Genomic DNA, 14,018 nt, shown 5'->3' with positions numbered 1-14,018 from the left:
TCATATTATTTTTGATCCAGAAATTAATAACCATGAAAATGCAAGGACATAAAATACTTCTTCTGATAGCACTCATTACCTTTACATTGGGATATTCTCAGGTAAAGATTTCAGGAAGAGTCGTATTTAAAAATAAAGGAGTAAGTGAAGTAAACGTCACGCTGAAAGATACTTATGATGGAGCCACTACTGATGCTCAAGGTAATTTTTCCTTTGAAACTTCAGAAAAGGGAAGCCATCAGATCACTTTTATTCATCCTAAATACGAAGAGGTTGAAAAAACAATTGGTATTGAGAATCAGGATATTACCATCAGTGCTGATCTTAAAGAACAAATCAGTGAAATTGATGCTGTAGTGGTTTCCGCCGGGTCCATTGAAGCCAGCGATCGAAAACGGGCTACTGCATTATTGAGTCCCATTGATATTTATACCACAGCCGGGTCTGACGGACAGATATCATCCGCTTTAACGTATCTGCCGGGTGTTCAGAAAGTAGGTGAGTCCGGAGGATTGTTCATTAGAGGAGGTACGGGTGCTGAATCTAAGATCTTTATGGATGGAAGTCTCATCAATAATTATTTTTCTAATTCTGTACCCGGAATTGCAGGAAGAGACCAATTCAATACTTCCCTTTTCAAAGGGAATATATTCTCAAGTGGCGGATATTCTGCATTGTACGGACAGGCTCTTTCGGGAGTACTAATGTTGGAAAGTGTGGATCTGCCGGAGGAGAGTTCATATAATCTGGGTGTTTCTCCTATCTTTTTAGATGCGGGATTTCAGAAATTAGGAGCTCAGAAAAATTATTCTTTTGGAGCATCAGCCGGATATTCTCTTTTAAGCCTCATGCAGAAGGTTTTAAATTTTAATACCGATTTTATTGATGCACCTCAGGGGTTCAACAGTGATTTTAATTTTAGATTTAAAACAAAGTCCGGAGGCTTTTTTAAATACTATGGGATGTATAACTCCAATAAAATGGGAGTGAAAACAGAAAGTCTGGAACCTGAATACGAGTTCGGGTTGGTAAGATTAAAAGGCAAAACAACCTATCACAATCTGTCTTTCAGACAAAAATTTGGGAAATATCTCCTCAATGTAAGCGGTTCCTATTCTTATAACCAATCAGATCTTAACTTTTCTACAGAAACCAACGGAGTGGAAGATGGAAACAGCAAATTACTGACCGATGGAAACTATATTAATTTTAAAACGGTTATCGAAAGAAAGATTAACAAAATCAGTGCTTTAAGAGGTGGTTTTGAACTCAATAATACCAATGAAAACCTAAACTTTGAAACTGTTCAGAAAAATTATAAAGATTTAATTTCAGCTGCATTTATAGAAACAGATCTTGGGTTCAGCAATGCACTGTCTGCAAAGGTCGGATTGAGAGCAGAAAACTCATCTTATCTGAAAAAAAATAACATAGCACCCCGTTTTGCCCTTGCATACCGTCTTGCAGATAAATGGACAGCTAATGTAGCGTATGGAATTTTCTATCAAAACCCCGAAAGTAAGTACATCAATGGGCCTGCGAATCTGAATTTTCAAAAATCACAACACTACATTTTTCAGCTTCAGAGGAGTTCGGAAGGAAGGAGCTTACGTTTTGAGGCCTTTTACAAAAAATACGATGAGCTTATCAAAACATTTAATATTCTTCCGGGAAAAGAACAGAACCAACAGGTTCAGACAGCGATGAATAATGATGGATATGGCTATGCAAAAGGGTTGGAGCTATTTTGGAGAGACAACAAAAAAACATTTAAAAATATTGATTACTGGTTGACGTATTCCTTCCTGGATTCCAAAAGAGACTTTATCAATTATCCGGCAAGCTTAAAACCGGGTTTTGCAGCAGAACATACATTTTCTGCCGTAGTCAAGAGATTTATTCCGGAGTGGAAGCTGGGGGTAAATTTATCCTACACCTATGCTAAAGGCCGCCCTTATTATGATATTGCCACTGAATTTAAAAACGGAGAAGCATTTAATTATACAAGAAATGAAGGAAAATTGAAGGATTACAATGCTTTGAATATCAGTTTCAATTATCTCCCTGCAATAGGAAAAAAAGAGGCAAAAGCATTTCCTGTATTTGTGTTGAGTATTTCAAATGTTCTGGGATCTAAAAATATGTACGGATATAATTTTTCAGCCAATGGGTCAAGAAGCTCAGCTGTAGTTCCACCAGTTAATACCTTTGTTTTTATAGGCGCTTTCATAAGCTTCGGAGTAGATAAAACAGAGGATGTAATTAATAATAACTTATAAAAACATACCTTCGAATAAACAATATATTAACTTTTAAAATTTGATATCATGAAAAAATACATTTTAAGTTTTGCTTTAGCTTTAATGAGCTTAACTGCTTTTGCTCAGACAGATTATGATAAAATAATGACAGAAAAAGTTGCAAAAATTGAATCCTGCAAAACCCCTGAAGACTTTCAGACCCTGTCTAATGATTTCCAGAGAATAGGAAGTAAGGAAAGCTCACAATGGCTTCCGCCATACTATGCTGCATTGTCTCAGATTCAAAAAGGAAGAATTATGATGAGAAATGGAAATACTCAGGATCTGGATGGGGTGGCTGCACAAGCAGAAAAATATCTGGGAACGGCTCAAAGTCTTGCGGGAGCTGATAATGCAGAGATTCATTTGTTGAAAAAAATGGCATATTCACTGAGAATGATGGTTAATCCGCAGCAACGTTTTATGACAGACGGGGCAAGAGCATCTGAAGAGCTTACTAGAGCTGAAAAGCTTGAGCCTGCCAATCCGAGAATTGCGCTTATTAAAGCAGAAGACACCTATTTTACCCCTGAACAGTATGGTGGAAGTAAAAGTAAAGGAATAGAAATGTTTAAAGATGCGCTTTCAAAATTTAATGCATATACACCTAAAACAGCATTGGATCCGAATTGGGGTAGAGGAGAAGCTGAATACTTCTTAAGCTTACCTGCAGAAAAGAAATAATAGAAATTAACCTTCACACAGTGGAGGTTTTTTTATGCTGTTAAACGCCATGATATAAAAAAAGAAAGAGTACCATATGAAATAGTACTCTTTTCAAAGTTTTTATCTTAAAGGCTGAGTTTACTCACACAGGTTCCAGTCTTTTGTACAAAACCCTTGTTTGCTTCTGCACATATTCCAGGCACAGCCATCATCATTTCCTGGTTCTCTAGGAATTGTACCTCCACCTGCAATATTCTTTTGTTCGTTTCTGGAAAGATGTTTTAATCCTTTCAGCTTAACTTGTTTTTTCATGTTTAGCTTGTTTTTGATGTTTTTAATCTCGAATTAATTTTGATTAGCAGGCAAAAACGGAGCATCTTCCAAACTGATTTCTGCACATGTTCCATCCACAGCCATCATCTTCAAAAGGATCTTTTGGAATTAAGCCTCCTCCAACTTTCTTTTGTTCATCTCTTGTCAGTTTTTTTAACTCTTTGAACTTAATTTGTTTTTTCATGTTTAGTTTGTTTTTTTTGATATTCCTACTCTTTAAGCTTTTCGGATAACGCTGTTTTGTATTTCCCTAAATTAGGATAAATGTTGTGAATGGCAAAATTATTTTTAATTAAACATTTGTTTTTTTAATGAATAATTTATTGAATTGTGTTGTTTTGGTGTTGAATTGTTAGTTTTGTGTATGGTGTCTAAAGCAGAATTCATTCAATCCCATATATCGATACTACTCAGTAATAAAAACTAACCCTTCGGTAAGAAATAATTTTGGATACCTTTAATAAAAGCTAATTTTGAATCAAGAAAACATATCATGAAACGTAAGGATATTATAACAATGTTTTGGATCTCATTCATCGTCTCTATGTTTTTCTTTTTTGCATTTACAGAAGAGAAAACCCTGGAAAACTTTGGATTAACCATACTCATTTCATTGATGTATACTTTTGTATTAGGAGGTGGAAATGGAATCTTGAACAGATTTCTCAACAAAAAATTTCCTTGGTCTGAAGAAACATCCAAAAGAGCGGTGATAAGCATTATTTCCGTTATTATTGTTAATATTATATTGGTCTATTTTTGTAATTACATCAATTTTGTAATGATCCAAAAAGCGGCCACTACAGGAGAATATTTTTCGGGAAAATATAATTTCGCCAATTGGTTTACCATTAATATTGCATTGCTTATTTCTGCTTTTCTTCATGCAAAGAGTTTTATGCAGGAATTGAAAAAAAATTCCAGAAAAGAAGTGGTGGAACAGAAACTCATTGCGAAGTCTGCTAATGCACAATTTGAAAGCTTAAAAAACCAGCTGGATCCTCATTTCCTTTTCAATTCTTTAAATGTTTTAAGTTCATTGATTGATGAAAATCCTCATCAGGCACAGAAGTTTACCGCCTCAATGTCAAAGATTTACCGTTATGTACTTGAACAGAAAGATAAAGAGCTGGTAACGGTGGAAGATGAAATAGAATTTGCCAAAACCTATTGTGATCTTTTAAAAACAAGGTTCGAAGACAGTGTTGATTTTATTTTTGATGTTACGAAAGAAGACTATCGGAAATTTGTAGTGCCTTTGTCTTTACAGCTTCTGCTGGAAAACTGTATCAAACACAATTTTGCCACCTCCTCAAAGCCATTGGTCATTAGAATATTTTCAAAAGATGATATCCTTTGCATTGAGAATAATTTACAGGTAAGAGAGCAGATCAAAGAAAGTTCCGGAATTGGATTGGCTAATATTGTACAGCGTTATTCTCTGCTTACCAAAAGAAATGTTTTCATTGAAAAATCTGAAGATTATTTTAAAGTAAAACTTCCGATGCTGGTTAATAAGCCTAATATTGTCAGTGAAAAACAGGATGATGATCTTAAAGCGTATAAAAAAGCCCAGAAGAGAATGAAGGAAATTAAGGATTTCTATATTAATCTCATTTCTTACTGTATTGTAATTCCCTTTTTAGTCTTTATTAATTTTTTTACCAAAAGCTCATTTCACTGGTTTTGGTTTCCGGTATTTGGATGGGGAATTGGAGTAGCTTCTCATGCTTTTCAGGTCTTTGGAGTGGGAGAATCCTGGCAGGAAAAAAAGATTCGTGAAATTATGAACAACCAAAAAAATAATAACGATGGAAAGATTTAACGAAAATGATATTGAATATCAGAGAGCAAAAAGATATGTAGAAAAGTTAAGAGGTTTTTACGCCCATTTATTTGTCTATATTATTGTGAATGTAATGATTGTTTTTTACAATTATACCCATCTGAAACCTGGTGAAAGCTATTTCGAGTTCAAGAACTTCTTTACACTTACATTCTGGGGTATTGGGATATTGGCCCATGCAGCAACCGTTTTCCTGTCAAAAAGCGGCTATCTGCAGAATTGGGAAGAGAAAAAAATCAGGGAACTCATAGAAAAAGAGAAGAAAGATTGGTAGAATAAAAGGATGATTAAAGACAACTTTTATTCAAAAACATCATTAAATTCTTTTATTTTTTTTGACTTTTCACCTAAAAACACTTTAAATATCAATCAAAATGAAAGCTTTACAAATTTTGTATGTCATATCAATGATTGTGTGGTTCCTCAGTGAGTTTCTTTATAAAAACATGCTGAAATCCGGCAAAGATGATAGAAAAGGGATGGACAAATCTACTCTTAATATTTTATGGCTGGCTATTCCTTTTTCAATTGCAGCAGCAGTAACAATTTCCAACCTATCAACATTACCCATTACCCATGGAAGCTGGATTTTGTATCTGGGAGAAGCATGTATCCTTATCGGGATTATTTTCAGGTTTATCATCATAAGATCCTTGGGGAAATATTTTACAGTGGATGTTACTATTAAAGAAGACCACAAGATCAAAAAAGAAGGATTTTATAAATATTTGAGACATCCATCCTATACTTTTTCCCTGCTTACTTCATTAGGATTGGGGCTATACCTCAATAACTGGCTATCACTGATTTTTGCTTTTATTCCTCCGTTTTTAGCCTTTGCTTATAGAATTGAAATTGAAGAACTGGCTCTTGTGGAACAATTCGGTGATGAATATATTGAATACAGAAAGAGAACAAAAAAGCTGATTCCCTTTATTTTTTAGAGCTTAAGAGTTTTTTTTTACCATTCGGGAAGCATAATCTACCGTTCGGTCATATAAAATTGATTTGAGGGTCTTTTCCATCATACATTTGACTCAAGAAAAAGATAAATTAACCTTTAAAATTAAAAAAATGGAAACTTTTAATAAAGAAACAACTGCTTACGAGAGAGCTTCAAAAAGAGTAAAAGAATTAAAAGAGTTCTATGGAAACCTTACTTCTTACTGCATCGTGATTCCTTTCTTAGCTTTTCTGAATCTTATGACTGCGCCTGGTTATTTATGGTTCTTATGGCCAATGCTGGGATGGGGAATAGGAATTGCCTTTCATGCAGTAAATGTATTTGGAATTGGGAAAAACTGGGAAGAGAAGAAGATTAAAGAACTGATGGCAGAAGAAAAAGGAAAAATAAAAACACTATAACAACCTATCAACAAGTAATCATGGATTATAACAGTGCATACAACAGAGTTAAGAAGCTGAAGAAATTCTATAAGAACCTGGTATGGTTTGGAATTATATCAGTGATTATTATCGGGAATGATTGGTTGAATGATGAGCTCCGATATCGAATTTTTGGCGGGCATTTATTTTTAGGGATTTGGGCCTTAATTCTGATGATGAAGGCAACCTCTTTATTCATTTTTAATGATGAATGGGAAAAAGGAATCATCGAAAAAGAAGCTGAAAAAAATAAAAAAACAATAGATTTTTAAATCTGATTATTTTACCTAATTTTATTTTCAAATTTTAAAACTAAAACTACGAGCTCAATGATTAAGACTGTTATTATCGAAGACGAAAAACCAGCTTCAAGGAAATTAGAGAGAATGTTAAGTAATTTTTCTGATATTGAGGTGGTTGCTAAAATAGAATCTGTAGAAGAGGGAGTCGCTTGGTTTTCTGAAAATGAACATCCACAGCTGATTTTTTCTGACATTGTTCTTGGAGATGGGTTGTCATTCGATATCTTTGAAAAAATTTCTACCAAAGGATTTATTATTTATACAACAGCATTCGATCAGTATACCCTAAAAGCCTTTAAACTAAATAGTATAGATTATCTGTTGAAACCAATTCTTGAAGAAGATCTTTCAGGAGCTATTGAGAAATTCAAATCTTTTTTGCCTTCCAATAATGACATTGGGGCGCAGGATATCAAGCAGCTGATAAGAAAAGAAAAATCTATTCTTTCAAGGGTTTTAGTAAAAATAGGATACAACCTGAAAATTGTTCAGACCCAGGAAATAAGTTGTTTTTTCAGTGAGAATAAGATTGTGTATCTTCAGACCGATGATCGCTCTTATCCATCAGATTTTACACTGGATGAACTGGCAGAAATTCTGGATGAAAAAAAGTTTTTCCGCGTGAACAGACAGTTTATTATCAATTCTGACTACATCAAAAACATCCATATCTCACCTTATTACAAAGTAGACCTCGAATTTCAGCCTCAGGAAGAAATAACCGTAAGCAGGGACCGGGTGAAAGACTTCAAAGACTGGCTCGTAAGTTAAGCCGCAAAATCTCACATTACTAACCACCAAAAAAACATAATCATGGACCTCATTCTACTTCTTTTCAGCCTGCTCCTTTCCATTTTCTCAGCCTGATTACCGGGAATAAAAATCACTGGCAGATTTTGTAAACTGATGAAAAGCTTCCGTTATTTCGGTCTTGTGCTTATGCGTCAGCGGAAAAGGAACCATATGAGAATAATCAAAAGGGAAATCCTTGATTTCAACATCTACATGGATGTTTCTGTAACCACCTTGCAGGGTATTTAAGGCTTCCATGGGAGGAGCAACGCTATCTTTCTCCAATACATAAGCTTTTATCTGAGACTGAATTTCATGAATTCTTTCCTCTCTTTCTTTTTGGAAATAATTATATCGGAGCATCTTTTTGAACCAGCTTTCCTGTGGATGAAGTTCATCATCCTGATAATGTTTCAACCTGTTATCAAATTTAAAATCAGAACTTAGCAATTCTGTAAAAACAGCCTGCATTTTAATGGTAGCCTGGGAATCCATAATGTATTTGGAAATCGGAAACATCCTGTCAATGGTCATGCCACCACAAAAGCAAAAAACTTTGGATTGAGTGAAAAAACCATGTGGATCAGCCATTTTAATAATCATGGAAAGAAATGAACCTATTGAATATCCAAACAGATCCAGGCTTGCATCCGGAGCAATGCTTTTAATCTTATGGGCTTTAATTTCCTTTACTACTTCAATGATATCTGAATAGGTTTGTAACCCTGACCAGAAAATTCGTTGTGGATGAGCTTCCAGCCTGGAACTTGTGGCAGCATTTACATAAGAAAAATGGGTGTTTTCAGGGTATTTTTCCTTTCGGAACTTAACAATTTCTGTCATCTGATGACGGTCGCTCCATATTGCTTCAGCACGATCCATGTGAAAGGCAATGGGAAATAACATGACCGCTTTACGGGTTTTCTGAGCCAACTCATAAGCCCACGGAAGATACTTATCCCATTTCTTCTCATTCAGCCCATGGAAAAAGATAATGCAGCCATCAGCAGTTTCTACATCGGCCCTTTTGAGAATATGATACTCAAATTTTTTATTACATTCAATATCAAAATCCTTAATATCTATTGAAGGCTGGTGATATATCTGATAAGCTGTTTCATTGATTTTTAATGGGTGATGATGTTTAGGACAATCCGTATTATCAGAACCATGAAGAAGATCGGAAACCTTAGATTCAAAAGGAATAGACTCAATGGTTATGTTCAAATCCCTGATTTCCACAATCTCTTTTCTGGAATCAAAATGCCTTTTCAAAACTTCATACAATTCATAATATTCCATAGCAAGATCATTGAGGGTTCATATTTAGAACAATGAAATTAGGTAATTATTGTAGTAAAGTGTTGGTTTTTAAAGGTTAAAAGTATTCCAGGCATAATTAAACCCGAAACAATTATGCTTCGGGTAGATAGGGTGAATAGATGATGATGTTTTATATTTTCTTTTTTTCATCAGTTTTGGTTCCATATTTCTGAACCATTACCGAAGTAAGTGCTGCCAGAATAACCCATATAAAAAGATTTTATTTTTCCGGATGGTAGATTTCCTGGTAAATATGATACCCTAAAAGCATAGAAACCAAAAAGATTAAAATACTATTAGCAGCGCTGTACTGATTGTTGGAGGCAGAAGTTTTCATAAGGATATTGTTTATTGTTGTTTACCCAGTAAGTATGACAATTCAGAATACGTTACAGAAAAATTTTTAAAAAAAAGGTATATTTTTCATACCCCAACCTTGGCACCTCGCACCCCGGATTCTGAAACACGTTCCCACCTACCTGTAATCAATCCTGTTAGACTCAGTATCCTCAAGCTGTTTAAGAATAGATTCCGGAATTTCATCACTATCAATAGGAAAGCTGATAGAATCCGAAATAAAGCTTTTTCTGTCTGCTTTCCGGAAGATTTCAAACAGGGCAATGGGTTCCTGGTTAAAACTGATACAAGTGCTGATAAAGTGAAGTTCATGCAGCTTATAATCTGGGTTTTTAAGCTTTTCCTTGCTGTCTTTTATTCTAGATATAAAATGCCTTTGTCGGATAAAAGTATTGCTGTTCATGATGATAAAAACATAATCAGAATAAGCCGTTACTTTTCCGAAATATTTATGATGATCTCCGCCACTTCTTTCTATAAAATATTCTCCGGTGGTTTCAGACTTGTAGATTTCCATGGCAGAACGCCAGATCCTATCTTCCTGGGCCTGTGTGGGATTTTCAGGAAGATTTCTGTTATAGGAATACCAGCAACCTATGAGACGGTCTAAAAGTACCGTATTCTGATTCACATTATTCAGATCAATCTTAAGATCATTAAAGTTGAAAGATTCCGTATTGGAATTGATAAAATCAATATAATTGGAGTATCCTAAAACCCTGACAATCAAACTTAATTTAGCGAGATTAGGCCTGCTTAAAATAGCATTTTCATTCTGGTTGAATTTTTTAAGTTTATTGATAATCAGATGTTCATAAAGATAATTAGTTCCCAGAAGATCGGGAGTTTTCTTTATTTCCTTTTCCGAATGCTCAGCGATGATAAGTTCATTAAGCTCAGCACAGATATAAGACCATTCAGTTTTGGTAACATCTTCCCAATGATTTTTCTTTAAAAAATGTCTACTTAAGAAATTCATGAGCTTCTCAAGGTGGAGAATATCTTCTTTTTTCATATTTTGATTTTGTAAGACTAATTTAAGATTTTTATCAAACCAAATAAGATTTTTTAAAGACTTTTATATTATAGAATCCATTGAAATTTGAGTAGAAAAACAAAAGAAAAAACAATGGAAACAAGAATGTTATTAAAAGATGAGTCCCTTTGGAACAGGATCCAGGGATTTTCACTGGATGCTTCCGATGCAGATTTTCCTTTTTCTAAAAAACTGGCCAAAGAAGAAAACTGGAGCCTGGATTTTACCATAAAAGCCATCGAAGAGTATAAAAAATTTGTTTACCTCTGTTGTATCCTTCCCAAAGGAGCTTCTCCAAGCGAAATTGTAGATAAGGTCTGGCACCTGCATTTGATTTACACCCAAAATTACTGGGACGATTTCTGTCCGAATATTTTAAAGAGGCCCTTGCATCACCATCCATCAAGAGGAGGGTTTAGTGAAAAGATGAAACATCAGCATTGGTTTACAGACACATTAAAAAGCTATCAGGATATTTTCCAGTCTGAAGCTCCTCAGGATATTTGGGTGAATAGAAATAATACTGAAAAAACAAAAAATAAGTCGCGAATATGGAAGTTTATTCCATTCCTGATGCTACTTCTGCTGCTTACTTCCTGCCTTGGAGAGGTGATAACAACAATCAGTTCTATCTTCTTCTCCTTCGTAGGAATTATCATTTTTGGAGGAATCACCTCTTCCTTTAAAAAGGGTAAAGATCAGAATGGAGGAAACTCTGATTCAAGTTGTGGCGGAAGCAGCTGCAGTGGCGGAAGTAGTTGTGGCGGAGGCTGCGGCGGGGGATGTGGCGGTTGCGGAGGTTGTGGTGGATAAAAATGAATAACTAAAAATAATAATGAATCATGAAAAAGCTGTTCATCCATTGTATACCGTTTGTGATAAGTTGTATATGGCTTGTTGCTGAATGTAGGACACTTAATCCGATAATACTGAAGGGACCAGACTTCTTGAAATTCTATTTAATTCTGGTACTGGGATTTTATGGCTCAATCTTTATTGTAAAATCGGTAGGGGAAAGAGTTTCACCAACAACTTTTTATTTTCTAACGGGTATTGGCTGTTTGGGAACTGTCAAACTAATTCGGGGAATTATGTTGGGAAAACCAATTGGATTCTTAGCTATGATATTAATTGCAGAGTTGATTATTGCATTTTTATTGATGAGTTGGAAATTTAATGATAAACTCAAACAATAAAAAAACAAACCCAAAGCAAAATGCTTCGGGCTATATTAAGGTATTGTGATTAATTGTTTTCTTGATCCTTTCTTTGCTTATAACCGTATTTTCTGACCATAATAGAGGTAAGAACCACCAAAATAAGGCTAATGGCAATATTCGATTGGTCAGGATGTACAATTGCCTGATAAAGGTTGTAGCCGAAAATGGCAGATACCAAAGCAATTAAAATACTGTTGGTAAAAGCATACTGATTTTTTGTAGTTGTTTTCATAGTGGTATTTTTTATTGTTATTTACTCAGTAAGTATGACAATTCTGAATACGTTACAAAATATTTTCAAAAATTATTTCTTTAAGAAAAACAAACCCGAAACAAAAACTGCTTCGGGCTTTATATATCACTAAGTATTGCTCTTAATTTTGTCTGATTTCTGGTTCAATGAACATATCGGTTTCATGGATCTCGAACCACAAAAGTATTATGAAATCACACCACTTCCAATAAGTTCATCATCTATATACCATGAAGCAAATTGTCCTTCAGCAATAGCCGATTGAGGCTCTTCAAACTCAACATAAAAAGCATCTTCAAATTGGTAAATAGTTGCTTTTTGTAAAGACTGTCTGTATCTGAATCTGGCCATTACTTCCATAGATTCTCCACTTTGAAGTCTCATATCTTCACGAACCCAGTGAAGTTCAGAATTGTCTATTTTTAATGCTTTTTTGTACAGTCCCGGGAAGTGACTTCCTTCTCCAACAAAAATAATATTGTTTTCCATGTCTCTGGAAACAATGAAACAGCTTTCTTTATGTCCGCCAATTCCTAATCCTCTGCTTTGTCCGATCGTGAAAAATTGAGCGCCCTGGTGTTTTCCAATCACTTTTCCATCCGCTTTTTTATAATTGATCTTTCTTGATAAGAAATTAAGCTCTTCTTCTTTTGTAGAAAATTCAGGGGCTTCTTCAGCAAATAAAGGGGAATCTTTGAAAATTTCTACGATTTCACCTTCATTCGGTTTCAGTTGTTGTTGTAAAAACTGTGGCAGGCTCACTTTTCCGATAAAACATAACCCTTGGGAATCTTTTTTATCAGCCGTTACCAACCCAATTTCTTTTGCAATTTCTCTTACCTGAGGCTTGGTAAGCTCACCGATAGGGAATAAAGCTTTTGATAACTGATCCTGACTTAGCTGGCAAAGGAAATAAGACTGATCTTTATTGTTATCCTTTCCTGCTAAAAGATGGAAAATTTCCTTTCCATTTTCATCAAAAGTGGAATGTACTCTTGCATAATGCCCTGTTGCAACTTTATCGGCGCCTAAAGACATGGCAGTCTTCATAAAAACATCGAATTTTACTTCTCTGTTACACAAAACATCAGGATTCGGAGTTCTCCCTCTTTGATATTCTTCGAACATATAATCTACAATACGTTCCTTATAAAGTTCGCTCATATCGATGACCTGAAATGGGATTCCCAGCTTCTGGGCTACCATTAATGCATCATTACTGTCTTCAATCCATGGACATTCATCTTCCAGTGTTACAGAAGCATCATTCCAGTTTCTCATAAACAAAGCCACTACTTCATGACCTTGCTGCTGTAGCAAATAAGCGGTAACGCTTGAGTCTACACCTCCTGAGAGGCCTACTACTATTTTCATTGTATTTCAATTTTACGAAACTCTTAACGGGAGTTCTTAGTTTGACGCCGCAAAAATACAACTAAATAAATTCGTAAAAAAACCATAATTTTAAACATTGATAAAAACGATAGGAATATCAAAACCATTAATCACAACGTTTACAACATCCAAAAGCAGGTTGAATAAGGATGGTTGATAGATTTTAGAACAAAATAAAATATTTAAATATGAAAAAGTTTATTATTTCTATGATGCTGGTCGTTTCCGGATCTGTATTTTCCCAGGTTTCAATAGGGGCGCCAATCCAGGAAAATAACAAATGGACCTTTGGGGGAGGAATAGGTCTTGGATTTGGAAGCAACAGTTCATTTTATCTGCAGGCTTCTCCAAGAGTAGGATATCGTCTTACTGAAGATCTTGAAGCAGGGGCTGTGGGAAGTGTTTCCTGGCAAACCTCAGATTATTATAGATCCACGATGTTTGGGATAGGTCCTTTTGCCAACTATTATATTGCCCGTTCGTTTTATTTAAGTGCCAACTTTCAGCATTATTTCATCAATTATAAAGATAAATACTACGATTATAAGTACAACAGAGAGGAAAATGCATTATACCTTGGTGGTGGATACATGCAGAGAATTGGCAACAATTCTTTTATGCAGATTGGTTTAATGTATAATGTGCTTTGGAAAGAGAATTCAAGTGTATTCTCTAATGGTTTAGTCCCGAATATCGGATTTGTAGTGGGACTTTAATCATTATTTAAAAAACTCAGCAGCATTAATTTTATCGGAGATAAAAGCCTTGCGCTTTAAAGCGCATCCTAGATAAAAATCTTTGCGCCTTCG

Annotated in this window: 17 protein-coding genes; 11 read left to right on the top strand and 6 right to left on the bottom strand. The window is 34.9% G+C overall.

What is annotated here, in order from left to right; all coding sequences use genetic code 11:
- Positions 1-32: 32 nt before the first annotated feature.
- Entirely contained in the window at positions 33-2,279 is a 2,247-nt protein-coding gene (locus CHSO_RS02730) for a TonB-dependent receptor (protein ID WP_045492105.1), read from the top strand.
- Positions 2,280-2,327: 48 nt separating this feature from the next.
- Positions 2,328-2,984 carry a hypothetical protein gene (locus CHSO_RS02725; RefSeq protein WP_045492103.1) on the top strand — a complete coding sequence of 219 codons (657 nt, stop codon included), beginning with the start codon at positions 2,328-2,330 and terminating at the stop codon, positions 2,982-2,984.
- 120 nt (positions 2,985-3,104) lie between these two features.
- Here the strand turns inward: CHSO_RS02725 and CHSO_RS25795 are convergent, their stop codons facing one another.
- Together CHSO_RS25795 and CHSO_RS25790 are read right to left on the bottom strand one after the other, a co-directional pair.
- On the bottom strand, positions 3,105-3,278 hold the full coding sequence (locus CHSO_RS25795) for a hypothetical protein (RefSeq protein WP_171817589.1): 174 nt from the start codon (positions 3,276-3,278) through the stop codon (positions 3,105-3,107).
- A 43-nt stretch (positions 3,279-3,321) separates the two neighbouring features.
- Positions 3,322-3,483 (bottom strand): hypothetical protein, encoded by a 162-nt coding sequence (locus CHSO_RS25790; protein ID WP_171817588.1) that lies wholly within the window; start codon positions 3,481-3,483, stop codon positions 3,322-3,324.
- Between the two features lie 309 nt (positions 3,484-3,792).
- Between CHSO_RS25790 and CHSO_RS02720 the strand changes: the two genes are divergently transcribed.
- The 6 genes from CHSO_RS02720 to CHSO_RS02695 all read left to right on the top strand — a co-directional run bounded on the left by CHSO_RS02720 (position 3,793) and on the right by CHSO_RS02695 (position 7,604).
- Positions 3,793-5,124, top strand: a complete 1,332-nt coding sequence (locus tag CHSO_RS02720; RefSeq protein WP_045492101.1) for a 2TM domain-containing protein — start codon at positions 3,793-3,795, stop codon at positions 5,122-5,124.
- Complete coding sequence (locus tag CHSO_RS02715; RefSeq protein WP_045492099.1) at positions 5,111-5,419, top strand: 2TM domain-containing protein; 309 nt, start codon at positions 5,111-5,113, stop codon at positions 5,417-5,419. The genes CHSO_RS02720 and CHSO_RS02715 overlap by 14 nt, the downstream gene beginning before the upstream one ends.
- Positions 5,420-5,519: 100 nt before the next feature.
- Entirely contained in the window at positions 5,520-6,089 is a 570-nt protein-coding gene (locus CHSO_RS02710; RefSeq protein WP_045492097.1) for a methyltransferase family protein, read from the top strand.
- Positions 6,090-6,219: 130 nt separating this feature from the next.
- Complete coding sequence (locus CHSO_RS02705; protein WP_045501750.1) at positions 6,220-6,510, top strand: 2TM domain-containing protein; 291 nt, start codon at positions 6,220-6,222, stop codon at positions 6,508-6,510.
- A gap of 20 nt (positions 6,511-6,530) precedes the next feature.
- Entirely contained in the window at positions 6,531-6,803 is a 273-nt protein-coding gene (locus CHSO_RS02700) for a 2TM domain-containing protein (RefSeq protein WP_045492095.1), read from the top strand.
- A 57-nt stretch (positions 6,804-6,860) separates the two neighbouring features.
- On the top strand, positions 6,861-7,604 hold the full coding sequence (locus tag CHSO_RS02695; RefSeq protein WP_084220916.1) for a LytR/AlgR family response regulator transcription factor: 744 nt from the start codon (positions 6,861-6,863) through the stop codon (positions 7,602-7,604).
- Between the two features lie 96 nt (positions 7,605-7,700).
- Here the strand turns inward: CHSO_RS02695 and CHSO_RS02690 are convergent, their stop codons facing one another.
- Positions 7,701-8,927 carry a DUF6051 family protein gene (locus CHSO_RS02690; RefSeq protein ID WP_045492093.1) on the bottom strand — a complete coding sequence of 409 codons (1,227 nt, stop codon included), beginning with the start codon at positions 8,925-8,927 and terminating at the stop codon, positions 7,701-7,703.
- Positions 8,928-9,423: 496 nt separating this feature from the next.
- Positions 9,424-10,320 carry a hypothetical protein gene (locus CHSO_RS02685; RefSeq protein WP_045492091.1) on the bottom strand — a complete coding sequence of 299 codons (897 nt, stop codon included), beginning with the start codon at positions 10,318-10,320 and terminating at the stop codon, positions 9,424-9,426.
- A gap of 114 nt (positions 10,321-10,434) precedes the next feature.
- Between CHSO_RS02685 and CHSO_RS02680 the strand changes: the two genes are divergently transcribed.
- Both CHSO_RS02680 and CHSO_RS02675 read left to right on the top strand, forming a co-directional pair.
- Entirely contained in the window at positions 10,435-11,154 is a 720-nt protein-coding gene (locus tag CHSO_RS02680; RefSeq protein ID WP_045492089.1) for a glycine-rich domain-containing protein, read from the top strand.
- 29 nt (positions 11,155-11,183) lie between these two features.
- Positions 11,184-11,537 carry a hypothetical protein gene (locus tag CHSO_RS02675; protein ID WP_045492087.1) on the top strand — a complete coding sequence of 118 codons (354 nt, stop codon included), beginning with the start codon at positions 11,184-11,186 and terminating at the stop codon, positions 11,535-11,537.
- 49 nt (positions 11,538-11,586) lie between these two features.
- Here CHSO_RS02675 and CHSO_RS02670 read toward each other — a convergent pair whose 3' ends face one another.
- Together CHSO_RS02670 and mnmA are read right to left on the bottom strand one after the other, a co-directional pair.
- Positions 11,587-11,793 (bottom strand): hypothetical protein, encoded by a 207-nt coding sequence (locus tag CHSO_RS02670; protein ID WP_045492085.1) that lies wholly within the window; start codon positions 11,791-11,793, stop codon positions 11,587-11,589.
- A gap of 207 nt (positions 11,794-12,000) precedes the next feature.
- On the bottom strand, positions 12,001-13,188 hold the full coding sequence (gene mnmA / locus CHSO_RS02665) for a tRNA 2-thiouridine(34) synthase MnmA (RefSeq protein WP_045492082.1): 1,188 nt from the start codon (positions 13,186-13,188) through the stop codon (positions 12,001-12,003).
- A gap of 209 nt (positions 13,189-13,397) precedes the next feature.
- On the opposite strand from mnmA, the gene CHSO_RS02660 reads away from it, so the two are divergent.
- Positions 13,398-13,925 carry a hypothetical protein gene (locus CHSO_RS02660; protein ID WP_045492080.1) on the top strand — a complete coding sequence of 176 codons (528 nt, stop codon included), beginning with the start codon at positions 13,398-13,400 and terminating at the stop codon, positions 13,923-13,925.
- The last annotated feature ends 93 nt before the right edge of the window (positions 13,926-14,018 follow it).

The sequence above is a fragment of the Chryseobacterium sp. StRB126 genome (genome assembly GCF_000829375.1).
Taxonomy (GTDB): domain Bacteria; phylum Bacteroidota; class Bacteroidia; order Flavobacteriales; family Weeksellaceae; genus Chryseobacterium.
This window is presented reverse-complemented; position numbering and strand designations above follow the sequence as displayed.